We start from the raw sequence: 21933 nt of genomic DNA on the forward strand, positions 1-21933 counted from the left end.
GGTTACGCCCCTGAATCATCCGAGGCTTAGCGTCGAGGTATCAGGCACGGCGCCTGATCGAGACGGCCACGTAAGTTCGTTTCGGAACCAGTGTCCTTAAAAAACACGACCGGCCGTCTTCGCAGACTGGATCCGGGTGCGCAGCACTCGGGGATGGAGTGCACGTGGCCGAGCTAGCCAGCCCCAAGTCGAAGCGGAACGAGACCGGGGCGGAGGGCAGCGGGTCACTCCAGAAGGAACGGACCTACGTGCTCGACACGTCGGTGCTCCTCTCCGATCCGAAAGCGGTGTTCCGTTTCGCCGAGCACCACGTGGTTCTCCCCGTGATCGTCATCACGGAGCTCGAGACGAAGCGCAACGACCCGGAAATCGGCTACTTCGCCCGGCAGGCCCTGCGCAACCTCGATGAGCTGCGCGTGCAGCACGAGCGCCTCGACTTCCCGATCGCCGTCGGCGACGGCGGCTCGCTCCGGGTCGAGCTCAACCACTCGAACATGTCCGTGCTCCCCTCGGGGCTCCAGCTCGGTGACAACGACTCGCGCATCCTCGCCGTCGCGCTCAACCTGGCCAACGACGGCCTCGCTGTCACGGTCGTCTCCAAGGACCTCCCGCTGCGCGTCAAGGCCGCCTCGATCGGCCTCGCTGCCGAGGAGTACCGCGCCGAGCTCGCCGTTGACTCCGGCTGGACCGGCCAGACCGAGATCGACCTGTCGAGCGAGCAGATGGCGCAGCTGTACGACAACGAGCAGCTGCACTCGCGGCTCGTGCAGGACCTGCCCGTGAACACGGGTCTGATCATCCACTCCGACCGCGGCTCGGCGCTCGGCCGGGTCTCCGGCCGCGGCGAGATGCGGCTCGTGCGCGGCGACCGCGACATCTTCGGGCTGCACGGCCGCTCGGCCGAGCAGCGGCTCGCGATCGACCTCCTGCTCGACCCCGAGATCGGCATCGTGTCCCTCGGCGGACGCGCCGGCACCGGCAAGTCGGCGCTCGCGCTGTGCGCGGGCCTCGAAGCGGTGCTCGAGAAGCAGCAGCACAAGAAGATCATGGTGTTCCGCCCGCTGTACGCCGTCGGCGGCCAGGAGCTCGGGTTCCTGCCCGGCGACGCCGCGGAGAAGATGAACCCGTGGGCTCAGGCGGTGTTCGACACGCTCGGCTCGGTGGTCTCGCAGAACGTGCTCGACGAGGTGCTCGAGCGGGGCATCCTCGAGGTCCTTCCGCTCACGCACATCCGCGGGCGCTCGCTGCACGACGCATTCGTGATCGTGGATGAGGCCCAGTCCCTCGAGCGCAACGTGCTGCTGACCGTGCTGAGCCGCATCGGCCAGAACTCGCGCGTGGTGCTCACCCACGATGTCGCCCAGCGCGACAATCTGCGGGTCGGACGGCACGACGGCGTCGCCTCCGTGATCGAGACGCTCAAGGACCACGCGCTGTTCGCCCACATCACACTGACCCGGTCGGAGCGCTCGGCGATCGCTGCGCTGGTGACGGAGATGCTGGAGTCGAACGAACTCGCCTGAGAATTTGTCGTGAAGAGGGTGGCCGCACCGGTGGGGCGGTCACCCGTCGGGGGGTAGAACACGTAGGGTCTACTTCGTGACGTGGATTTTCGGGGTGCTTGCGGTGAGCCTGGGGATCTATTTCCTCTGGGGCCTCCTCGCGCCGCGCAGCCAGTGGCGCGCGCTCGCCGCGTGGAGCGTCGCGAACCCGCACGCGAACGAGCCCGGGGGGTCCGCCTACGGCTGGCGGCGCTTCCTCTCCGGTGTCGGAGTGCTCGGCCTTGCCCTGGTCGGCGTGCTCGCCGCGGTGCCCGGCCTCCTGGCCGCGATCCCGCAGGAGGAGCGGGTCGTGCCCCCCGTCACCATCATGTGGGGCTCACCGGACCCGCAGCTGGTCAACCGCGCCGTCTACGGGTCGTCGGAGCCGCCGAAGGGGCTCGTGGAGTTCCCGGTCCTCGGCTACCAGGACCTCGACGAGCTTGACGAGCTGCCGCCGTACCTCCTGGACCTCACCGAGTACGCGCTGCTCGGGGACACCACGCCGACGGGGTACATCGGCTCCGCACCCGCTGAGGGCTTCTCCGGCATCGGCCCGGCCGACCTGATCGTCAATGTGCGGGGCCCGGTGCTGTGCATCCCGCGCGAGGCTGTCGTGATCGAGACCGACACCACCGTGCAGATCGCGATCTACTACGGCCTGCCCGACCCCATGCCGGTCCTCGAGGGGGAGAAGGCGCCCGCCGCGCCCGACAACGTGAAGAGCTGCGCCACCGACGACCCGATCACCGGCTCCGTGCTCATCCCGATCACTCTCGCATCCGAGCTCGGCGACCGCACCGTCGAGACTCTCAACGGGGACGAGATCACCAAGGTCAAGGTGCGCGCGTAGGGGACTCGATCAGCCCGGGTGGGTCATCGACATGACGTCGAGCGCAACGTCGAGCTGCTCGAGGGTGACCTCGCCGCGCTCCACGAAACCGAGGTCGATGACCGCCTCCCGCACGGTGATGCCCTTTGCCACGGAGTGCTTGGCGATCTTCGCCGCCGCCTCGTAGCCGATGATCTTGTTGAGGGGCGTCACGATGGAGGGGGACGACTCGGCAAGGGCCCGTGCGCGCACGAGGTTCGCCTCGAGACCGTCGATGGTCTTGTCGGCGAGGGCGATGCTCGAGTTGGTGAGCAGCCTGATCGACTCGAGCAGCGCCGTGCCCATGACCGGGATCGCAACGTTGAGCTCGAAGCTGCCCGAGGCGCCGGCCCAGGCGATCGTCGCGTCGTTGCCGATGACGCGCGCGCACACCATGAGCACGGCCTCCGGGATGACCGGGTTGACCTTGCCGGGCATGATCGACGATCCTGGCTGCAGGTCAGGGATGTGCAGCTCGCCGAGGCCCGTGTTGGGGCCGGAGCCCATCCAGCGCAGGTCGTTGCAGATCTTCGTCAGTGAGACCGCGAGGACCCGGAGCGCGCCGGATGCCTCGACCAGCCCGTCGCGCGCGCCCTGCGCCTCGAAGTGGTCCAGGGCCTCGGTGATGGGCAGCTGCGAGTCGGCGGCGAGCACCTCGATGACGCGCTGGGGGAAGCCCTTCGGGGTGTTGATGCCCGTGCCGGTGGCGGTGCCGCCCAGGGGCACCTCGGCGACGCGGGGGATGGTCGCCTCGACGCGCGCGATACCGAGCCGCACCTGGCGGGCGTAGCCGGCGAACTCCTGGCCGAGAGTGACGGGCGTCGCGTCCATGAGGTGGGTGCGGCCCGACTTCACGGCATCCTTCCACAGGGCTGCCTTCACGTCGAGCGAGGCTGCGAGGTGGTCGAGTGCGGGGATCAGGTCGGAGAGCAGTGCGCCCGTGACCGCGAGGTGCACGGAGGTCGGGAACACGTCGTTCGACGACTGCGACATGTTCACGTGGTCGTTCGGGTGCACGGGCGAGCCGAGCGAGGTTGTCGCAAGAGTGGCGAGCACCTCGTTGATGTTCATGTTCGAGGAGGTGCCGCTGCCGGTCTGGTACGTGTCGACCGGGAACTGGTCGTGGTGCTCCCCGGCGATGAGAGTGTCGGCCGCGCCGACTATCGCGTCGGCGATCTTCTGGTCGAGGATGCCCAGCTCGGCGTTCACGATGGCAGCGGCGCGCTTGATGCGGGCGAGAGCGATGATCTGCGCGGGCTCCAGCCCCGACCCGGAGATCGGGAAGTTCTCGACGGCACGCTGCGTCTGTGCGGCGTACAGGGCCGATGCGGGGACCCGCACCTCGCCCATCGTGTCGTGCTCGATGCGGTACTCAGGGGTGCTCACTGCATGGTCCTTTACGTAGTGCCTGGCGGATGGGAGACAGTGGTGGGGTGGGTGGGGCTAGACCGTGCCGACGACGACGTCGGGCACTGCGCGGCCCTCCCGGAGGCGGTAGTTGGCGCCCACAATGGCCAGCGTACCGGCGGCGATCGCGTCGGAGATGAGTTCGGAGGAGGCCAGCAGCTCCGCGATCGTGTCGCGCAGGTGCTCACGGCCGACCTCGTGCGAGTCCACGTGGTGGTCGGGTGCGGCGGCGGAGACCCGCTGGACGGCGGGGACGATCTTCGAGACCAGGCTCGCGATGTGCGGGGGCAGCACCGGCGCGTCCTCGGCGACGGAGTCGATGGCCGCGCGCACGGCGCCGCACTCGTCGTGCCCGAGGACCACGATGAGGGGCACGCCCAGCACGCTCACCGCGTACTCGAGCGAGCCGACCACGGAGTCGGAGATGACCTGCCCGGCGTTGCGCACGACGAACAGGTCGCCGATGCCCTTGTCGAAGATGATCTCGGCGGCGAGGCGGGAGTCGCTGCAGCCGAAGAGGGCCGCGTGGGGCTCCTGCTTGTTGGCGAGCTCTTCGCGCCGCTCGACGTCCTGCCGCGGGTGCAGCGGCTCGCCCGAGATGAAACGGTCGTTGCCGCGGAGCATCTCCTGCCAGACCTTGCCCGGGGTGCGCGTGCTCATCAGTTCTCCTCCCACTCCGCGGCGACCGCGGTCGCCAGCAGCTCGAACTCATCGTCAGACGCCGTCCCGTGCAGGATCACCGTGCTGCCGCCCCTGGTGGCGGCGAGGGAGTAGGCGAAGTTGCCGGGGTCGCTCGCACCGCGCTGGTCGTAGACCGTCCACTCGATGCCGTCGATGGTCACCGTGCCCGACTGTTCGGCGTCGTCGAGCTGGGCCGCCAGCCAGGTCGGGTTCGCGCCGATGCCCTGGTCGAGGCCGATGTACTGCTCGCTCGGGGTAATGAGGCCGATGTACCAGGTGGGCACCTGCTCGGTGGTCTGGAATCGCGCATCGTTCGCCGACCAACCGGCCGGGAGCACGGGCGCGAGGAGCGGCTCAGCGGCGTCCACCTGGGCCTGGGTGGCGATCGTCGCGTAGTCGATGCTCGCGGCGGGGGCGGGCGCCGGCCTGACCACCACGACCACGAGGAACACGACGACCGCGAGGGACGCGACGAGGGCGACGACGAGGTTCAGCAGGGTCTGGTTGGCGCGGTGCTTGCGGGATGTCTCGGCCTTGCGCGCGGCGGTCTCCTCCGGAGTTTCCGGCCGGCCGAGCTCGGCGACGACGGGGCGGTTCTCGGCCATCACTCGGCCTTGGCGGCGCGAGCCGCGTCGAGCCGTGCCCGGGCGCCGATCAGCCACTCCTCGCAGCGCTGCGCGAGGGCCTCGCCGCGCTCCCACAGGGCGAGCGACTCCTCGAGGCTCGACGAGCCCTGCTCGAGCTCGGCGACCACGCGGATCAGCTCGTCCCGCGCCTGCTCGTAGCTGAGCTCGCCGACGTCGTTCTTCTCACTGGCCACGCTTCGATCCTAACCGGGGTCGACCGTCGCGCTCACGGTGCCGACGGCCACCGTGAGCAGCAGCGGGGTGCCCGCGGGTGCGGAGGAGGCGTCCCGCAGTGCGGTGCCGTCCGGCAGCTGTGCGATGGCGTACCCGCGCTCCAGCGTGCGCCGGGGGGAGAGGGCGCGCAGCTGCCCCGTGAGGTCGGCCACGCCCCGGTGAGACCGCTCGATGCGCAGCTCGATCAGCTCGCGCGACCGCGACACGGAGCGGCCCAGATCGTCGGCCCTGGCGTCGATCATCGACACGGGGCTCGCGAGCACCGGGCGCGAGCGCAGCGCCTCCAGCCGGTCCACCTCGTGGCCGAGGCGCTGGGTGACCCGCAGGCGCATACCGCTTCTCGCCTGCTGCACCCGCGCGAGCTCCTCGGCGACGTCCGGGACCACGCGCTTCGCGGCATCCGTCGGCGTGGATGCCCGCAGGTCGGCGACCTCGTCAAGCAGGGGCCGGTCGGCCTCGTGGCCGATGGCGCTCACGATCGGCGTCGCGCATGCTGCAGCGGCACGCACGAGCGCCTCGTCGCTGAACACGAGGAGGTTCTGGAAGTCGCCGCCGCCGCGCGCGACGATGATGACCTCGACCTCGGGGTCGGCGTCGAGCGACTTCAGGGCCGAGACGACCTCGGAGACGGCGCGCTCGCCCTGCACCGCGGCGTGCACCACGCGGAACTCGACGGCGGGCCAGCGCAGCTGGGCGTTGCGCAGCACGTCCTTCTCGGCGTCGCTGTCCTTGCCGGTGATGAGCCCGATGCGGCCCGGCAGGAACGGAAGCTTCCGCTTGTGGTCGAACAGGCCCTCCGCACGCAGCTTCTGGCGCAGCCGCTCGAGCCGCTCGAGCAGGTCGCCCAGGCCGACGTGGCGCATCTCGAAAACCTGCATCGAGAGCGTGCCGCCCTTGACCCAGTAGTTGGGCTTGACGAGGGCGACCACCCGGTCGCCCTGCTTCAGGTCGGCCGGGAGCTTGGCCTTCACCGACGACCAGATGGTGAAGGAGATGGTCGCATCCTCGTCGACGTCCTTGAGCTTGCCGTAGACATTGCCGCCAGAGATGCCCCACTGGGTGATCTCGCCCTCGACCCAGGCGGTGCCGAGCCGCTCGATCCAGCCTTTGATCTTCTGGGAGAACAGGGACACGCCCCAGGGCGCGTCGACCGTGGGGGGCGGCGTCTCGATCGTCACACAGGCTCCCTCACGTAGAATCGGCCCGTGATCTCGAATGGCAATGCGGTGAGCTTGGAGATGCCGCATATGCCCGCCGTGCGGAACCGGCTCAAGGATACCCCGGCCCCCGGGCCCAAGCGGGTGCTGCTGGCAGCACCCCGTGGATACTGCGCGGGTGTGGATCGTGCCGTCGTCGCGGTCGAGAAGGCCCTCGAGAACTTCGGAGCCCCCGTCTACGTTCGCAAGCAGATCGTCCACAACATCCACGTGGTGTCGACTCTGGAGAAGCAGGGCGCGATCTTCGTCGACGACGTCGAGGAGGTGCCGGTCGGCTCGCACGTCGTGTTCAGTGCGCACGGCGTCTCGCCGGCTGTCGTGCAGGGCGCCGCCGATCGCGAGCTGCAGGCTATCGACGCGACCTGCCCGCTCGTCACCAAGGTGCACCGCGAGGCGACCCGGTTCTCGAAGGCCGGCCGCCACATCCTGCTCATCGGCCACACCGGCCACGAGGAGGTCGAGGGCACCATGGGCCACGCGCCCGAGCAGACCACGCTCGTGACAGGACCGGCGGATGTCGCGAGCCTCGTGGTCGACGATCCCGAGAACCTCGTCTGGCTCTCGCAGACCACCCTCAGTGTCGACGAGACGATGGAGACCGTGCGGCTGCTGCGCGAGCGCTTCCCGCACCTGCAGGACCCGCCCAGCGACGACATCTGCTACGCGACCCAGAACCGCCAGGTCGCGATCAAGAAGGTCGCGCAGGATGCCGAGCTCGTGATCGTCGTCGGCAGCGCCAACAGCTCCAACACTGTCCGACTCGTGGATGTCGCGCTCGAGAACGGCGCCAGGGCGGCCTACCGCGTGGACTACGCGAGCGAGATCAAGCAGGAGTGGCTCGACGGCGTCTCGACCGTGGGCGTCACGAGCGGGGCATCCGTGCCCGAGGTGCTCGTGCAGGAGGTGCTCGACGACCTCGCCGACGCGGGCTTCGGCGACGTGAGCCAGGTCGTCACGGCGGAGGAGGACCTCATGTTCTCGCTGCCGAAGGAGCTGCGCAAGGATTCCGCGGGCAACCAGGACGAGCGGGCGCTCGGCGGCCGCATCCGGAGGCTCGACTGGCAGGCTGATGACTGACGACCGCCCCGAGCCCAAGTACGGCCAGTACGCGCCGGTGGCTCCGGCGGCTTCGGCGACGAAGCCCACGGAACTTCCGCCGCCCCCGCCGCCGCCCGTGGTCGCACCTCCCAACCGGACGCGGGACGTGATCGTCACGACGGTGCTCCTGCTCGTGGGCGTGTTCGACGTCGTGACGGCCTTCGCGACCTTCGCCGACCTCGGTGCCTCGCTCAGCCTCGTCTACAAGCAGCTCGGGATCGACGGCACCGTCGCTACGGACCTCGCCGCTCCCTACGGCCTCGCGATCAACATCGCCCGCATCACGGTGCTGGTCATCACCATCGCGGTGTCACTGCTGCTGATCGCCCGGCACCGCCGGGCGTTCTGGGTGCCGCTCGCGGGCTACGTGCTCGCCGGGATCATCTCCAGCGGCCTGGTCATCGCGCTCATGCTCAACGACCCCGCCTACCAGGCCTGGCTCACGCAGAACCAGTAGCCGTGGCGCAGCGGGCCGCTACCCCGTCCGGATGCCAGAATCTCCAGTAGCCGGAAGGGCTGAGGAGAGGCGGACCTGTGCGAGTCGCGGTACTGCCGCGCGAGGTCGCGGCCCGGGTCATCACGAGCGGCATCGCTCGCGGTGCGTGGGCCGTCAACGCCGCGAACCTGCTGCTGACCATCCCGATCCTGGTCGAGTACCTCGTGCAGCACGGCCACACGGAGGCGCTGCCCTTCCCGGTCACCCTGCTCTCGCTCCTGCTGCTCCTCGCGATCGGTGCGGCGATCATCCCCAGGCCGTGGGTCGTCCTCTCCTTCCTGATCCTGGGCAGCGCGGGCGCCGTGATGTACGAGGTCACCCTTCTCGCCACCGACCCGACAATGCTCACCGAGGCGTTCTTCCTGCTGAACCGGCCGGCGGTCTCGCTCGTGCTCGTCGGCGTCGCGTCCACGACCTGGCTCACGGGGCTGGCGTGGACCATGGGCGGGTACCTGTTCTCGACCGGGGTGAGTGTCACGGTCGCCGCGTTCACGGGGCTGCCGCTCACGACGGGGTGGGGACCGCTGCTCATGCTCGGGCTCTATGTCACCGCGTACCTCGTGCTCGCCGCTATCCAGCGCAGCCAGCGCCGCCGGGTACCGAACTTCGACGAGCTCGAGGAGGAGACGCGCAGGCTCGCGGTGGAGGAGAACATGCGCGCGCGCGTCACCGCCGCAGTGCACGACACGCTGCTGAACGACCTGTCGCTCGTCATGAACGCGCCGGACGAGCTCGACGACCGCATCACCGCGCGACTGCGGAGCGACATCGCGACCCTCACGAGCGCGGAGTGGGCGAAGGAGTCGGCGGACGCCGCTATCACCGACGACCAGGACTCCGACCTGCGGAACCGCATCATGGCCATGATGAGCGACCTGCAGTGGCGCGGACTCACCGTGCACGTCACGGGCAGCGGCTCGGGGATCTACCGCCTCGCCCCGGAGGTCGCCACGGCGCTCATCGACTCGATCCGCGCCTGCCTCGAGAACGTGCTGCGCCATTCGGGCGCGAGCGTCGCCGAGGTTGACCTGGCATACGAGGAGAACGAGCTCACCGTGATCGTCTCCGACCAGGGCCGCGGGTTCGACCCCCAGGCGATCCCGACCGACCGCCTCGGCGTGCGGTTCTCGGTCATCGACCGGATCCGCGCCGCCGGCGGGACCACCCGCATCTGGTCGGCACCGGGGGCCGGAACATCCATCATCATCCGGGTCCCGATCCTCGAGGTCGTCGCCGCGCACGAGGAGTCGCACCATGGCGACCAATAGGCGGCACTTCGTCACCTCCGCGCGCCAGATCGATCCGCTCAGCTGGTTCACCGGGCCGCTCGTGCCGATCTCGTTCGCCTTCCTCGGACTGGCGTACGGCCTGGTGCTCGCCGCCATGACCTGGAACGACACGTCGGCGCCCTGGCTTCAGCTCATCGCCGCCCTGTTGTGCGCATCGACGGGGTTTGCCGTGCACTTCGCTACCCGCCCGCTCCGCGGCGACCTCGGGTGGGGCACCGGTGCCCTCGCGCTCCTCCCGGCGACTGCGGGCATGATCGTCTCCGCCGTCGGCTACGCCCACACCGCGGCCTTCTCGGTCGAGCTCTGGTGGGCATCCGGGGCCTTCGCGCTCATGATCGCGACGCTCGGGCCCTACGTGCCGGTGCGCAAGATCCTCGTGCTCGGCGGTTCCGCCACGGTCGTCGCGGTGCTCATCTCGCTGCTCATCGTTCACCCGACGAACGACCGCTGGGGGCCGATCGCCACCGCCGTGATCATCGCCTACCCGCCGCTGCTCGGGCTCATCGCGACCGCCGTGTTCTCCTACGCCGTGGTGAGCACGATGATGGAGATGCTCGAGAGCCCGTCCCGGATCATGGTCACCGGCCAGGCCCTGCGCGACGAGGCAGCAGAGCACATCGAGCGCGTCACGATCGCCCGCCTGACCGCGCGCGCCGCGCCGTTCCTCGAGGGCATCGCGGAGGCCGGCCGCATCACGCCCACCGACCGCGCCCTCGCCGGCCAGCTCGCCCGGCGCCTGCGCGACGAGCTGGTGACCCAGTCGAACCTCACCTGGCTCGACTCGATCGCGAGCGAGTCCCGGCTTGTCGTCGTCGACCCCGATCGCCGCGCGCACCGCATGAACAGCGCCCAGCGCACCGCGATGCGCGGCATGCTCCGGGCGATCGTGGACACCCCCGGTATCGACAGCGGCTCACTCATGGTGGAGCTTCGCGGCGCGCCGGACGGCGCGACCGCGGTCGCCGTGAGCCTCGACATGGCGCTGCCCGAGGGCAGGCGCATCATGCACCTGGCGCCGTACTACCTCACCCTCAGGACGGCCGTGGACGACCTCACGATCGACCGGGAGACACTGCTCAAGCTGTCGTTCAGCGTGCCCGGGGAGAACGCTAAGGGCTAGCGCAGCGCGCTAGTTGCCCGAGTGCCCGGCCGAGCCGAGCTGCTTGGTCGCCTCGACGACGCGCGCGGCCATGGCCGTCTCCGCGATCTTGCCCCAGGAGCGCGGGTCGTAGACCTTCTTGTTGCCGACCTCGCCGTCCACCTTGAGGAAGCCGTCGTAGTTCTTGAGCACGGTGTCGGCGATCGAGCGCGAGTAGGCGTACTGCGTGTCGGTGTCGAGGTTCATCTTGACGACGCCGTTGGCGACCGCGGTGGCGATCTCCTCGTCGGTCGAGCCGGACCCGCCGTGGAAGACGAGGTCGAGCGGCTTCGGGCCGGTGCCGTACTTGGCCTCGAGGCCGGCCTGGATCTCGCCGAGCAGCTCGGGCTTGAGCTTCACATTGCCGGGCTTGTACACGCCGTGCACGTTGCCGAAGGTGAGGGCGGCCATGTAGCGGCCCTGCTCGCCGAGGCCGAGCGCCTCGACCGTCGCGATCGCATCGTCGAGCGTCGTGTACAGGTGCTCGTTGATCTCGTGGCTGACGCCGTCCTCCTCGCCGCCGACGACGCCGATCTCGACCTCGAGGATGGCGTTGATCGCCTTCATGCGGGGCAGCAGGGTCTTCGCGATCTCGAGGTTCTCCGCCAGCGGCACGGCCGAGCCGTCCCACATGTGGGACTGGAAGATGGGGTTGCGGCCGGCCCTGACCTCGGCCTCCGACGCCTCGATGAGCGGGATGACGAAGCCGTCCAGCGCGTCCTTCGGGCAGTGGTCGGTGTGCAGCGCCACCGTGACGGGGTAGTTCTTGGCGACCTCGGTCACGAACGCGGCAAAAGCGAGGGCGCCGGATGCCCGTGCCTTCACGCTCTGGCCGGCGAAGTAGTCCGCGCCGCCCGTCGTGACCTGGATGATCCCGTCGGATCCGGCCTCGGTGAGGCCCTGGAGCACGGAGTTGATCGTGGACGACGACGACACGTTGATCGCGGGGTAGGCGAAGCCGCGGGCCTTCGCCTTGTCGAGCATTTCGGCGTACTGGTCTGGGGTAGCTACAGGCATGGCACCGAGTCTAGCGATTAGGCTGTAGCTGCTGATTCCGATGAATCCCACCACAGCGCCCATCTCGTTCTAAAGGACAACTCGCTGTGGTGAACCCCGAAACCGGAACCCTCTTCCTCCACCCCGACCGCAACCTCGCGCTGGAGCTCGTCCGTGCCACGGAGGCCGCGGCCATCCGCGCGGTGCCGTTCATCGGCAAGGGCGACAAGAACGGCGCGGACGGCGCGGCCGTGGATGCGATGCGCAAGTTCCTCGGAACCGTGGACTTCGACGGCGTCGTCGTGATCGGGGAGGGCGAGAAGGACAAGGCGCCGATGCTCTTCAACGGCGAGCACGTCGGTACCGGCCACGGCCCCTCGTGCGACATTGCCGTCGACCCGATCGACGGGACGTCGCTCACGGCGGCCGGGCGGCAGAACGCGATCTCGATGATCGCCGTCGCCGATCGCGGCACCATGCTCGACGCGTCGTCGGTGTTCTATATGCAGAAGATCGTGGCGGGCGCGGAGGGCCACGGCGTGCTCGACATCCGCCAGCCGATCGGCGACAACATCCGCGAGTTCGCGAAGGCGAAGGGCAAGCCCGTGGGCGAGATCGTCGTCGCCGTGCTCGACCGGCCGCGGCACGAGGAGCTCATCGAGGACATCCGGGCGACGGGCGCCGGCACGCGCCTCATGCTCGACGGCGACGTCGCGGGCGGCATCAACGCGGCGCTGTACGGCACGCGCATCGACCTGTGCGTGGGCATCGGCGGCAGCCCGGAGGGCGTGGCGACGGCGTGCGCGATCAAGGCGCTCGGCGGGTTCATCCAGACGATGCTGCACCCGAAGACTGACGAGGAGCGGCAGAAGGGCCTCGCGGCCGGGCTCAAGTTCGACCACGTCTACGACGCCGACTCGCTCGTCACCTCGGACAACACGTTCTTCGTCGCGACCGGCGTCACCGACGGCGGCCTCGTGAACGGGGTGAAGCGGCTCGGGCCGATCATCCGCACGGAGAGCATCGTGCTGCGCTCGCACTCGGGCACGATCCGCCGCGTGCACGCCGACCACCTCGCGGAGAAGTGGTTGGGCTAGAAGCTAGGCGCGCTTCTTCTTGTCGGCGAGGCTCGGCAGCTCGGGGATCTCGAGCTCCGCGCCCGCGAAGGGCTCGCGCGCGACACCCGGCAGCTCGTCGAGCGCCGCGAGTTCCATCTCGACGGCGGTGAGCTGCTTGGCGCCGGTCTCGATCGTGGTGGCGGTGCCGATGACCTTGGACTCGTCGAGGGCGTTGAGCTTGCGCGCCGTGACGAGCACGCGCGTCTCGAGCGAGTTCGCGAACTGGTTGTAGCTGCTCACCGTGGAGTCGATCGAGCGCCGCAGCTTGTCAGCGTGCTCTGACAGCGTCGAGAGCCGCGAGTAGAGCTCCTTGCTCAGGTCGAACAGGGTCTTCGCCTGATCCGTGAGCACATCCTGCTGCCAGGAGAAGGCGACGGTCTTGAGCACCGACCAGAGGGTGACTGGGGAGGCGAGGGCGACGCGCTTGTTGAAGGCGTAGTCCATGATCGCGGGGTCGGCCTCCATGGCGGAGGAGACGAGCGACTCGCTGGGGATGAAGGCGATGACGAGCTCGGGGGAGGCGTCGAGCCCCTGCCAGTACGCCTTGCTCGCGAGGGTGTCGATGTGGCCGCGCAGCACCTTGACGTGCTGCTTGATGAGAGCCTCGCGCTTTGCGCCCTCCTCTCCCGTCGCGGTGATCGGGATCTGGCTCGCCTCGAGGTACGCCGTGAAGGGCACCTTGGCGTCGACGGCGATGTTCTTGCCTCCGGGCAGGTGGATGACCATGTCGGGGCGGCCGGCACCCGCATCGGAGCTGATGCTGTGCTGCACGTCGAAGTCGACGCGCTCGATGAGGCCTGCCGCCTGCACGACGTTTCGCAGCTGCGTCTCGCCCCACACCCCGCGGGTGCTGTTGCTGCGCAGGGCGGAGGCGAGCGACTCGGTGGTCGCGCGGATCTGGTCGCCGGCGAGGCGCGTCTGGGTCAGCTGCTCGGCGATCTGGCCGAACTGCTGCGATCGCTGGCCCTCCATGTCGGCGACCTTCTGCTGCATCGTGCGCAGCGACTCCTGCACGGGGGAGAGCGCCTGGAGGATCTTGCTCTCGCGCTGGCGCTCGTCAGCCTCGGCGCGCGCGCGATCGACAGCCTCGTGGTAGCGGTTCTGCGCCTCCTCGAGCTGCTCGCGCAGGCCGGCGATGCTCGCCTCCGTCGCGGCGAGGCTGGCCTCGATCGCCGAGCGGCGCGCTGCCTCCTCGGCCTGCACCTGCAGGAGCGCCGTCTGGTGCCTCGCCTCGAGCAGCGCGGGGTTGGCATCGGCACGGCGACCGCGCGCGATCAGCAGCCCGATTGCCGCACCGAGCACGAGGCCGACGAGGAGGGCTGCGAGAAGCATCACGAGATCCATGCTCCGAGTCTCGCACCGGGCTCGGACATTACTGTGGTCCCATGCCGGACCCCCGCCCCTTGGACGTCAGCACCGACGACCTGCGCTACCTGCTCGCCGTCGCGCGGGCCGGGCGGATGGTGAGCGCGGCCGCGCTGCTCGCGGTCGACCACACGACGGTGAAGCGCCGCATCGACCGGCTCGAGGCCGCGCTGGGCGTGCGGCTGCTCGACCGCGGCGCCGACGGATGGGAGCTCACGGCGATCGGCCGTGAGGTCGCGGAGCGTGCCGGGAGCCTCGAGCAGGTTGTCGAGCAGGTGGTCGCGGCGGCCTCGGGCGGGGACGACGCCGTGCGCGGCACCGTGCGGGTCGTGGCCCCCGACGGCTTCGGCTCGCTGTTCGTGGCGCCGGCCCTCGCGCGGCTGCAGCGCGGGCATCCCGGGATCGTCGTCGAACTGGTGACGAGCACGCGCCCGCTGAGCCTGCGGGGCTCGGGCTTCGACATCGCCGTGACCGTCGGCTCGTCCGCGGCGTCGCGGCTCACGTCAGAGGTGCTCGCGCCCTACGCACTGCGCCTGTACGCGTCGCCCGCGTACCTCAGCGCCCACCCGCCTATCGCCGCGTTCGCCGACCTCGAGAAGCACGACCTGGTCTTCTACGTGGATGCCCTCCTCACGGTGCACGAGCTCGACCTCGCCCCCGTGCTCAACGGAATGCGCGTCGGATTCGGCTCCACGAACGTGTTCGCCCAGCTCGAGGCCACGAGGGCCGGAGCGGGCATCGGCCTGCTCCACGCGTTCATGGCCGGGCGCGACCCCGGCCTCGTGCCCGTGCTGCCGAAGGAGGTCGACTTCCGCCTGCAGTTCAGCATCGCGACGCGGCGCGACAGCGCGAACGTCGAGGCGGTGGCACTGGTCGAGCGGGCTATCCGCGCCGAGGTGGCGGCGCGCGCCGCGGAGATGCTGTGATCTGCGTTTCTGCAGATTCCCTCTGCATGAGTAGTGCTTGATCGCAGATAGCAGAGTCGTGAGACTAGGGCTATGACCACCATCCTCGACCACTGGGTCAGCGGCACCGCGTTCGTCGGCGCCTCCACCCGAACCTCGCCCGTCTACAACCCCGCGGAGGGCACCGTCTCCCGCGAGGTGCGCCTCGCCACCGCCGCCGATGTGGACGCCGCCGTCCAGGTCGCCAAGGCCGCGTTCCCGGAGTGGTCGGAGACGAGCCTCGCCAAGCGCCAGCAGGTGCTGTTCGCGTTCCGCGAGATCCTCAACGCCCGCAAGGAGGAGGTCGCCGCGATCCTCACGAACGAGCACGGCAAGGTCACGTCCGACGCGCTGGGGGAGGTCGCCCGCGGCCTCGAGGTCGTGGAGTGGGCAACGAGCATCCCGCACCTCATGAAGGGCGAGCACAGCGAGAACGTCTCGACCGGCGTCGACGTGTACTCGGTCAAGCAGGCCCTCGGCGTCGTGGGCATCATCAGCCCGTTCAACTTCCCGGCGATGGTGCCGCTGTGGTTCTTCCCGGTCGCGATCGCCGCGGGCAACACCGTGGTGCTCAAGCCCTCGGAGAAGGACCCGTCCGCCGCGATCTGGATGGCCAAGGCGCTCAAGGAGGCCGGCCTGCCCGACGGCGTCTTCAACGTCGTGCACGGCGACAAGGAGTCCGTGGACGCGCTGCTCGAGCATCCCGACGTCGCCTCCATCAGCTTCGTGGGCTCGACGCCGATCGCGAAGTACATCTACGAGAACGCCGCGAAGGCGGGCAAGCGCGTGCAGGCCCTGGGCGGTGCGAAGAACCACATGCTGGTGCTTCCGGATGCCGACCTCGACCTGGTCGCGGACTCCGCCGTCAACGCGGGCTTCGGCTCCGCGGGCGAGCGCTGCATGGCCATCTCGGTCGTCGTGGCCGTCGAGCCCGTCGCGGACGAGCTCATCGCCAAGATCCAGTCCCGGATGTCCGGACTGAAGGTCGGCGACGGCACCCGCGGCTGCGACATGGGACCGCTGATCACCAGGGAGCACCGCGACAAGGTCGCCTCGTACATCGACATCGCGACGGCGGACGGCGCCACGGTGGTCGTCGACGGCCGCGGCATCGACGTCGACGGGGGAGAGAACGGCTTCTGGCTCGGCCCGACCCTCATCGACAATGTCGCCACCACCTCTGACGTGTACAAGCACGAGATCTTCGGCCCGGTGCTGTCCATCGTTCGCGTGAAGACCTACGAGGAGGGCGTCGCCCTCATCAACGCCTCGCAGTACGGCAACGGCACCGCGATCTTCACCAACGACGGCGGTGCCGCCCGGCGCTTCCAGCGCGAGGTGCAGGTCGGCATGGTCGGCATCAACGTGCCGATCCCCGTGCCGGTCGGCTACTACTCCTTCGGCGGCTGGAAGGACTCGCTGTTCGGCGACGCGAAGGCGTACGGCCCCCAGTCGGTGGCGTTCTTCACGCGCGAGAAGGCGATCACGTCGCGCTGGCTCGACCCGAGCCACGGCGGGATCAACCTGGGGTTCCCGCAGAACTAGCGCTGGGCTGATTAGGCGAACTGCACCGGGGCGCCCAGGGTCCTGATCCGCGCCCCGGTCAGCTCGGCCAGCTCCGCGATGCTGCCGGCCCCGTGCCGCTGCGCGGCGTGCACGATGATCGCGGCGCAGGCCGCGGCATCCGCAGCAGCGTTGTGGTGCTCGAAGTCTTCGAAGCCGGCGGCCATCGCGGCCACGGGCAGCCGGTACGACTCGAGGTGGTAGGTCTTGCGCGCCACCTGCAGGCTGCACAGGTAGTCGTAGGTGGGGGTTGCGACGTACGAGGCGGCGCACGCGGCGGCGATGACGCCCATGTCGAAGCCGGCGTTGTGGGCGACCAGGTGGTCGTTCTCGGCGAAGGCCGTGAGGTCGGGAAGCTGCTCGCTCCAGAGCAGGGCGTCCGCGACATCCACCGCCATAATGCCGTGGATGCGGACGTTCCACTCGAGGAAGTCGTCGTGCCCGAGCGGCGGCTTGATGAGCCAGTAGGCGGTGTCGACGACGCGGCCGTCGCGCACCTTCACCATGCCGACCGAGCACGCGCTCGCCGCCGAGTTGTTGGCGGTCTCGAAGTCGATCGCGGTGAAATCCAGTGGCACGGACCTAGATTCACACGGGCCCCCGACGTTGGCCGCGCGGGCGCGCCGGGTGCTCCTATCTGGCCCTGCGCGCGATCTTCTTCGCGTCGATAGCGACCTGGCGGATGTTGCCGGTGATCGGGTTCGAGTAGCCGAGGAAGAACAGCCCTTCGAGGCCGGGCAGCTGCTCGTCGGCGTTGATGAGCGGACGGCCGCCGGGCGCGATCACGCCGAGGTCGCCCACGAGCGGCTCGAGCCCGCGCTGGAACCCGGTCGCGACCAGCACGACCTCCGGCCGGACGGATGTCCCGTCGGCGAGAACCACGGCATCGTCAGTGAACGACTCGACGGCGCCCACGACGGTGACTTTTCCCGCCTTGAGCGCGTCGATGAAGCCGACGTCGATCGTCGGTGTCACGTCGTCGTAGGCCTGCTGGGAGAAGACGCCGCGGGGAGCCTTCTCCAGCCCGTACTTGCTGAGGTCGCCGACCGTGAGGATCTGCATGACGCGGGCCACCTTGTCCGCCGCCTTCGTGGGCAGCGGGTAGGTGGAGAGCGTGAGCGACTGGGTGGGGATGCCGAGCACCTGCCGGCGCACGAGGTTCGGGGGAGTGCGCACGGCGATCCGCACGGCGACGCCCGCGCCCGCGAGGTCGGCGGCGATCTCGGCGCCGCTGTTGCCGGGGCCGACGACGAGCACGTCCTTCGCGCCGAGCTCGGTCGGGTTGCGGTACTCGGAGGAGTGCAGGACGCGGCCGGTGTAGCTGTCGAGGCCCGGCCAGTCCGGGATCTTCGCGGTGTGGTTGTACCCGGTGGCGACGACCACCGCGTCGGCCTGGAGTGCGCCGATCGACGTGTCCACGGTCCATCCCGAATCGGTCTTCGTGATTCCGGAGGCGGTGACGCCGAGCCGCACGTCGAGCTTCTCAGCCTCCGCGTAGTCGGCGAGGTAGGCGCGGAAGTCGTCGCGGGCCACCCACCGGCCGTAGCGGGAGGGGATGGGGCGACCCGGCAGTGAGCTCAGCGGTCGCGAGGTGTGGAGGTGCAGCCGGTCGTAGTGCTTCGACCAGCTGGAGCCGATGCTGTCGGCCCTGTCGACGACGGTGACCGTGTACCCGGCCTTCTGCAGCTCGGCGGCGGCGGCGAGGCCCGCGGGCCCGGCTCCAATGACAACAGCGTCCATGCCAGAACTCTAGGGCTTTTCGTCAGCGGCGCCGTGAGTCTGGTGCGCCGTTAGGCTGTACTCCCGTGGCTCTAACTATCGCGATCGTCGGTCTCCCCAACGTCGGCAAATCGACCCTCTTCAACGCCCTCACCAAGAACCAGGTGCTCGCGGCGAACTACCCGTTCGCGACGATCGAGCCGAACGTCGGTGTGGTCAACCTGCCCGACAAGCGGCTCGAGGTGCTCGCCGAGATCTTCGGCAGCGAGCGCATCCTGCCCGCGCCGGTCTCGTTCGTCGATATCGCCGGCATCGTGAAGGGCGCCTCGGTGGGTGAGGGCCTCGGCAACAAGTTCCTCGCGAATATCCGCGAGGCGGACGCCATCGCGCAGGTCATCCGCGGCTTCGCCGACCCTGACGTGGTGCACGTCGACGGCAAGGTGGATGCCGCCTCCGACATGGAGACCATCAACACCGAGCTGATCCTCGCCGACCTGCAGACGCTGTCGAAGGCGATCGAGCGGTACGAGAAGGAGCTCAAGACGAAGCGCATCGAGCCGGCCGTGCTCGATGAGGCTGTTAGGGCCCGCGCAGTGCTCGACTCCGGCAAGCCCCTGTCGTCGGCCGGCGACTTCCCCCTCATCAAAGAGCTCGGCCTGCTCACGGCGAAGCCCTTCATCTACGTCTTCAACGTGGACGAGGGCATTCTCGGGGATGCCGCGGCTCTCGCATCCCTCGCCGCCCTCGTCGCCCCGGCCAAGGCGATCTTCCTCGACGCCAAGCTCGAGTCGGAGCTCATCGACCTCTCGCCCGAGGACGCCGCGGAGCTCCTGGCCTCGACCGGCCAGGAGGAGAGCGGACTCGACCAGCTCGCCCGCATCGGCTTCGACACCCTCGGCCTGCAGACCTATCTGACGGCCGGCCCGAAGGAGTCGCGCGCGTGGACGATCCACAAGGGAGACAAGGCCCCGCAGGCGGCCGGCGTGATCCACACCGACTTCGAGAAGGGCTTCATCAAGGCCGAGATCATCGGCTTCGACGACCTCGTCGCGACCGGGTCCATTGCCGAGGCGCGCTCGAAGGGCAAGGCGCGCATCGAGGGCAAGGACTACGTGATGCAGGACGGGGATGTCGTGGAGTTCCGGTTCAACGTCTAGTTAGAAGTAGAACATGGCCGAGGCCGGGGCGATGGTCGTCACGTATGAGGGACTTCCCCTCGGGAGTGGTGGTTCGCACGGGCTTGGGACGATCGGGTCACGTGATGCGTACCGGCGTACGGTCGAGTTCATCGCCAACTGCGCGGTCGAGGTCGGACCGCGAACGCAGAGCTTCTCTCTGCACGATGTTCCGGGTCTCGGGGAAGGTGCCGAGTGGGAAGGCGAGCTGCATCGTGAATTCGGTGAAGCCACAGCCAATGCGATCGCTGTCTCGGACGACCGAGTAGAGGCGGCGCTAGGGTTTCTCGAAGAGATAGCCCCGCAGCCTCACAATGAATGGGGAATGGCTCCCCTCACCCTCAGAACCTTCTGGAAGATCGCAATCATTGATCCTCAGACCGGCAAGCCATTCCCCGGTCAAGACCCGGCGCGCTACCCGGGACTCGGCTACGACAGTCGACTGACCCTGCATCTCAGCAACCGTGCTTCGCTCACCATCGAGATTTGTATTCCCGACTTAGACGACCCGGGTCTGCGTCGACTGCTTCCAAGCCTCCAGTCGCACGCGCCCTTCACGTTCTCCTCGAAGCAATGGCGACGCTGGACTGCGAGTAAGTCAGGGTCATTCGTGCCCCGCAAGATCGTCATCTCATAGGGACGGGGACGTTGTGGAGTTCCGGTTCAACGTCTAGCGGTCTGCCGCTCCTCCTCCACGGGCTGACGTTCCGATCGATGGTTCACAGCGGGTCGCGCATCTTCTTCGAATGTCGGTGGCTTCTGATCTAATACCTGTATGGACACGGCACTCGACCCGCGCGACGCGGAGACGCGCGTGTCGTTCGGCCTGGCCGAGGCGGAGGTCGCCCAGCGCGGGCAGTGGCGCAGCTCGGCGCTGACGTTCGCGGCGATCCATGAGGTGATGCGCGAGGCAGCAGCGCACCCCGAGGTGTTCATCGACGAGCAGATGCTGCGCGGCGACGCCGTCGAGCTCTCCGTCCGAGCGGCGGTCGCCGACCTTGCCGTGCGGTTGAACCTCGCGGAGTCGACGGTGCGCGCTCACGGCCACATCGCCGAGACTCTGCAGCGGTGCATGCCGCGGGTCTGGGCCGGCTTCGCGGAGGGCGACGTCTCCACGCAGAACGCCCGAGAGGCGGCGTCGATAGTGGTCGAGTTGCCGGATTCCGCGTGGCTCGAGTTCGACGCCCAGCTCGCGGGTCCGGCCAGCACCCTCGCGCCGTCACGGTTCGCGGCGAAGGCCCGCGCCCTGCGCGAGAAGCTGCACCCGACGCCGCTCGCGGAGCGCCACGAGCTCGCGTCGGCCCAGCGCCGGGTCGCGGTCGAGCAGGACCGTGACGGCATGGGCTGGATCAGCGCGTACCTCCCGTCGGAGACCATCGCCATGGCGAGTGCTCGGGTGGACGCCGCGGCGTTCGAGCACTTCCGCGAGGCCGACGAGACCCGCACGATGAGCCAACTGCGCGCCGACGTGTTCGCCGACCTGCTTCTGGGCGACGGGGAGGACCGGCCGCGGGTGACACTCGCCCTGACCATCCCGGTTCTGGCGCTGCTGGGCCACTCCGGGGAGCTGGCAGTGCTGGAGGGTGCCGGGCCGATCGACCTCGACACCGCCCGACGCCTGGTCGGTGATGTGCCGAGCTTCACCCGATTGCTCACCGACCCGGTCTCGGGCAGGGTGCTGCAGATGGATCCGAACCAGTACCGTCTGAGCGCCGCGGTCAAGCGGTGGTTCACGGTGCGCCACGCGACCTGCGACTTCCCGGGCTGCGGCCGACGCGCGGTGAACTGCGACCTCGACCACACGGTCGCCTGGGCAGACGGTGGCCTCTCCACGCTGGCGAACCTCGCCCCGCGGTGCCGCAAGCACCACACGATGAAGCACCAGACCAAGTGGACTGTAGAGAACCTGCGCGGCCACCCGGAGCCCGTGTGGACCAGCCCCACCGGGTACCAGCGCGAAGCCGATCCGCCGCCGTTCTAGCTCTGCACGCGCCGCCCGCGCCTCCGCAGGCGCCACCACTTCCACGCGCCCGTCGACCACAGGGCGACCACCACGAGCAGCGGCTGGAACACGAGGCGCACGCCGCGCGCGACATCCGAGTCGAGCCCGAGAGAATCGGTGTGCGTGACGAACTGCGAGATGTTGCCGGGGAAGATCGCGATGAAGAACGCGGCCAGCAGCCAGCCGACGGCCACGCGCCAGCGACGGAGAAGGATCAGCCCGACGGCGAACGCGAGTTCGACGACCCCGGAGGCCAGCACCACGAAGTCCGGGTCGAGCGGCACCCACGCGGGCACCTGGCCCTGGAAGCCCACCCGCGCGAACGTGAGATGCCCGATCCCGGTGACGACCAGGACCAGGGCGAGCAGGTAGCGCGCGATGGTGGCGGGCACGGAGACGGAGACCCCGGTGGCGGAGACCCCGGAGACAGGGACCCCGGAGACAGGGACCCCGGAG

General features: G+C 69.2%; 22 protein-coding genes. 12 read left to right on the forward strand and 10 right to left on the reverse strand.

Annotated features, from left to right (window positions below; genetic code table 11):
- The first annotated feature begins 248 nt into the window (after positions 1-248).
- Both phoH2 and AC1RTC_RS13455 read left to right on the forward strand, forming a co-directional pair.
- Complete coding sequence (gene phoH2 / locus AC1RTC_RS13450) at positions 249-1523, forward strand: RNA 5'-3' helicase PhoH2 (protein WP_493156652.1); 1275 nt, start codon at positions 249-251, stop codon at positions 1521-1523.
- Positions 1524-1599: 76 nt separating this feature from the next.
- Entirely contained in the window at positions 1600-2391 is a 792-nt protein-coding gene (locus AC1RTC_RS13455) for a fumarate hydratase (RefSeq protein WP_493156484.1), read from the forward strand.
- A 9-nt stretch (positions 2392-2400) separates the two neighbouring features.
- Here the strand turns inward: AC1RTC_RS13455 and AC1RTC_RS13460 are convergent, their stop codons facing one another.
- Genes AC1RTC_RS13460 through xseA form a run of 5 tightly spaced genes read right to left on the reverse strand, consistent with a single transcriptional unit; the run spans position 2401 to position 6535 of the window.
- Positions 2401-3795 carry a class II fumarate hydratase gene (locus AC1RTC_RS13460; RefSeq protein ID WP_493156486.1) on the reverse strand — a complete coding sequence of 465 codons (1395 nt, stop codon included), beginning with the start codon at positions 3793-3795 and terminating at the stop codon, positions 2401-2403.
- Between the two features lie 57 nt (positions 3796-3852).
- A complete protein-coding gene (locus AC1RTC_RS13465) occupies positions 3853-4476 on the reverse strand; it encodes a carbonic anhydrase (RefSeq protein ID WP_493156488.1) in 624 nt (207 codons plus the stop codon).
- Positions 4476-5102 carry a DUF4245 domain-containing protein gene (locus tag AC1RTC_RS13470; protein ID WP_493156490.1) on the reverse strand — a complete coding sequence of 209 codons (627 nt, stop codon included), beginning with the start codon at positions 5100-5102 and terminating at the stop codon, positions 4476-4478. The genes AC1RTC_RS13465 and AC1RTC_RS13470 overlap by 1 nt, the downstream gene beginning before the upstream one ends.
- Positions 5102-5317 carry an exodeoxyribonuclease VII small subunit gene (locus AC1RTC_RS13475; RefSeq protein ID WP_493156492.1) on the reverse strand — a complete coding sequence of 72 codons (216 nt, stop codon included), beginning with the start codon at positions 5315-5317 and terminating at the stop codon, positions 5102-5104. The genes AC1RTC_RS13470 and AC1RTC_RS13475 overlap by 1 nt, the downstream gene beginning before the upstream one ends.
- A gap of 9 nt (positions 5318-5326) precedes the next feature.
- The gene (gene xseA, locus AC1RTC_RS13480; protein WP_493156493.1) at positions 5327-6535 is read right to left on the reverse strand and encodes an exodeoxyribonuclease VII large subunit; all 1209 of its coding nucleotides are present in this window, start codon (positions 6533-6535) and stop codon (positions 5327-5329) included.
- Between the two features lie 69 nt (positions 6536-6604).
- Between xseA and AC1RTC_RS13485 the strand changes: the two genes are divergently transcribed.
- The 4 genes from AC1RTC_RS13485 to AC1RTC_RS13500 all read left to right on the forward strand — a co-directional run bounded on the left by AC1RTC_RS13485 (position 6605) and on the right by AC1RTC_RS13500 (position 10577).
- Entirely contained in the window at positions 6605-7651 is a 1047-nt protein-coding gene (locus AC1RTC_RS13485) for a 4-hydroxy-3-methylbut-2-enyl diphosphate reductase (RefSeq protein WP_493156495.1), read from the forward strand.
- Positions 7644-8129, forward strand: a complete 486-nt coding sequence (locus AC1RTC_RS13490) for a DUF6264 family protein (protein WP_493156497.1) — start codon at positions 7644-7646, stop codon at positions 8127-8129. The genes AC1RTC_RS13485 and AC1RTC_RS13490 overlap by 8 nt, the downstream gene beginning before the upstream one ends.
- Before the next feature lie 77 nt (positions 8130-8206).
- Entirely contained in the window at positions 8207-9436 is a 1230-nt protein-coding gene (locus AC1RTC_RS13495; protein WP_493156499.1) for a sensor histidine kinase, read from the forward strand.
- On the forward strand, positions 9423-10577 hold the full coding sequence (locus AC1RTC_RS13500; RefSeq protein ID WP_493156501.1) for a hypothetical protein: 1155 nt from the start codon (positions 9423-9425) through the stop codon (positions 10575-10577). The genes AC1RTC_RS13495 and AC1RTC_RS13500 overlap by 14 nt, the downstream gene beginning before the upstream one ends.
- Positions 10578-10586: 9 nt before the next feature.
- On the opposite strand, the gene fbaA is transcribed toward AC1RTC_RS13500, so the two are convergent.
- Positions 10587-11612 (reverse strand): class II fructose-bisphosphate aldolase, encoded by a 1026-nt coding sequence (gene fbaA, locus AC1RTC_RS13505; RefSeq protein ID WP_493156503.1) that lies wholly within the window; start codon positions 11610-11612, stop codon positions 10587-10589.
- Between the two features lie 89 nt (positions 11613-11701).
- On the opposite strand from fbaA, the gene glpX reads away from it, so the two are divergent.
- Positions 11702-12688 (forward strand): class II fructose-bisphosphatase, encoded by a 987-nt coding sequence (gene glpX / locus AC1RTC_RS13510; protein ID WP_493156505.1) that lies wholly within the window; start codon positions 11702-11704, stop codon positions 12686-12688.
- Between the two features lie 3 nt (positions 12689-12691).
- Here the strand turns inward: glpX and AC1RTC_RS13515 are convergent, their stop codons facing one another.
- A complete protein-coding gene (locus AC1RTC_RS13515) occupies positions 12692-14053 on the reverse strand; it encodes a DNA recombination protein RmuC (protein WP_493156507.1) in 1362 nt (453 codons plus the stop codon).
- Between the two features lie 41 nt (positions 14054-14094).
- On the opposite strand from AC1RTC_RS13515, the gene AC1RTC_RS13520 reads away from it, so the two are divergent.
- Both AC1RTC_RS13520 and AC1RTC_RS13525 read left to right on the forward strand, forming a co-directional pair.
- Entirely contained in the window at positions 14095-15000 is a 906-nt protein-coding gene (locus AC1RTC_RS13520; protein WP_493156510.1) for a LysR family transcriptional regulator, read from the forward strand.
- A 72-nt stretch (positions 15001-15072) separates the two neighbouring features.
- Complete coding sequence (locus AC1RTC_RS13525) at positions 15073-16563, forward strand: CoA-acylating methylmalonate-semialdehyde dehydrogenase (protein ID WP_493156512.1); 1491 nt, start codon at positions 15073-15075, stop codon at positions 16561-16563.
- Positions 16564-16574: 11 nt separating this feature from the next.
- Here the strand turns inward: AC1RTC_RS13525 and AC1RTC_RS13530 are convergent, their stop codons facing one another.
- Together AC1RTC_RS13530 and AC1RTC_RS13535 are read right to left on the reverse strand one after the other, a co-directional pair.
- Positions 16575-17159, reverse strand: a complete 585-nt coding sequence (locus tag AC1RTC_RS13530) for an exonuclease domain-containing protein (RefSeq protein WP_493156514.1) — start codon at positions 17157-17159, stop codon at positions 16575-16577.
- A 55-nt stretch (positions 17160-17214) separates the two neighbouring features.
- Positions 17215-18321, reverse strand: coding sequence for a flavin-containing monooxygenase (locus AC1RTC_RS13535; RefSeq protein WP_493156516.1), 1107 nt, complete (start codon positions 18319-18321; stop codon positions 17215-17217).
- Between the two features lie 65 nt (positions 18322-18386).
- Between AC1RTC_RS13535 and ychF the strand changes: the two genes are divergently transcribed.
- From ychF to AC1RTC_RS13550, 3 genes are all read left to right on the forward strand, one after another.
- Complete coding sequence (gene ychF, locus AC1RTC_RS13540) at positions 18387-19457, forward strand: redox-regulated ATPase YchF (protein ID WP_493156518.1); 1071 nt, start codon at positions 18387-18389, stop codon at positions 19455-19457.
- Between the two features lie 13 nt (positions 19458-19470).
- A complete protein-coding gene (locus tag AC1RTC_RS13545; protein WP_493156520.1) occupies positions 19471-20112 on the forward strand; it encodes a hypothetical protein in 642 nt (213 codons plus the stop codon).
- A gap of 138 nt (positions 20113-20250) precedes the next feature.
- A complete protein-coding gene (locus AC1RTC_RS13550; protein WP_493156522.1) occupies positions 20251-21456 on the forward strand; it encodes an HNH endonuclease signature motif containing protein in 1206 nt (401 codons plus the stop codon).
- Here AC1RTC_RS13550 and AC1RTC_RS13555 read toward each other — a convergent pair.
- Positions 21453-21869: a DoxX family protein gene (locus tag AC1RTC_RS13555; protein WP_493156654.1), complete on the reverse strand. Its 417-nt coding sequence runs from the start codon at positions 21867-21869 to the stop codon at positions 21453-21455. The genes AC1RTC_RS13550 and AC1RTC_RS13555 overlap by 4 nt on opposite strands.
- Positions 21870-21933 lie beyond the last annotated feature (64 nt).

The organism is Rhodoglobus sp. GW821-FHT12B09 (assembly GCF_058809925.1).

What these genes read in the sequence shown, in the direction of transcription:
- AC1RTC_RS13465 (WP_493156488.1), bottom strand. Translation starts at nt 4,476, where the DNA reads ATGAGCACGCGCACCCCGGGCAAGGTCTGGCAGGAGATGCTCCGCGGC.
- AC1RTC_RS13470 (WP_493156490.1), bottom strand. Translation starts at nt 5,102, where the DNA reads ATGGCCGAGAACCGCCCCGTCGTCGCCGAGCTCGGCCGGCCGGAAACT.
- AC1RTC_RS13485 (WP_493156495.1), top strand. Translation starts at nt 6,605, where the DNA reads ATGCCCGCCGTGCGGAACCGGCTCAAGGATACCCCGGCCCCCGGGCCC.
- AC1RTC_RS13490 (WP_493156497.1), top strand. Translation starts at nt 7,644, where the DNA reads ATGACTGACGACCGCCCCGAGCCCAAGTACGGCCAGTACGCGCCGGTG.
- AC1RTC_RS13500 (WP_493156501.1), top strand. Translation starts at nt 9,423, where the DNA reads ATGGCGACCAATAGGCGGCACTTCGTCACCTCCGCGCGCCAGATCGAT.
- fbaA (WP_493156503.1), bottom strand. Translation starts at nt 11,612, where the DNA reads ATGCCTGTAGCTACCCCAGACCAGTACGCCGAAATGCTCGACAAGGCG.
- AC1RTC_RS13515 (WP_493156507.1), bottom strand. Translation starts at nt 14,053, where the DNA reads ATGGATCTCGTGATGCTTCTCGCAGCCCTCCTCGTCGGCCTCGTGCTC.
- AC1RTC_RS13520 (WP_493156510.1), top strand. Translation starts at nt 14,095, where the DNA reads ATGCCGGACCCCCGCCCCTTGGACGTCAGCACCGACGACCTGCGCTAC.
- AC1RTC_RS13525 (WP_493156512.1), top strand. Translation starts at nt 15,073, where the DNA reads ATGACCACCATCCTCGACCACTGGGTCAGCGGCACCGCGTTCGTCGGC.
- AC1RTC_RS13535 (WP_493156516.1), bottom strand. Translation starts at nt 18,321, where the DNA reads ATGGACGCTGTTGTCATTGGAGCCGGGCCCGCGGGCCTCGCCGCCGCC.
- AC1RTC_RS13545 (WP_493156520.1), top strand. Translation starts at nt 19,471, where the DNA reads ATGGCCGAGGCCGGGGCGATGGTCGTCACGTATGAGGGACTTCCCCTC.
- AC1RTC_RS13550 (WP_493156522.1), top strand. Translation starts at nt 20,251, where the DNA reads ATGGACACGGCACTCGACCCGCGCGACGCGGAGACGCGCGTGTCGTTC.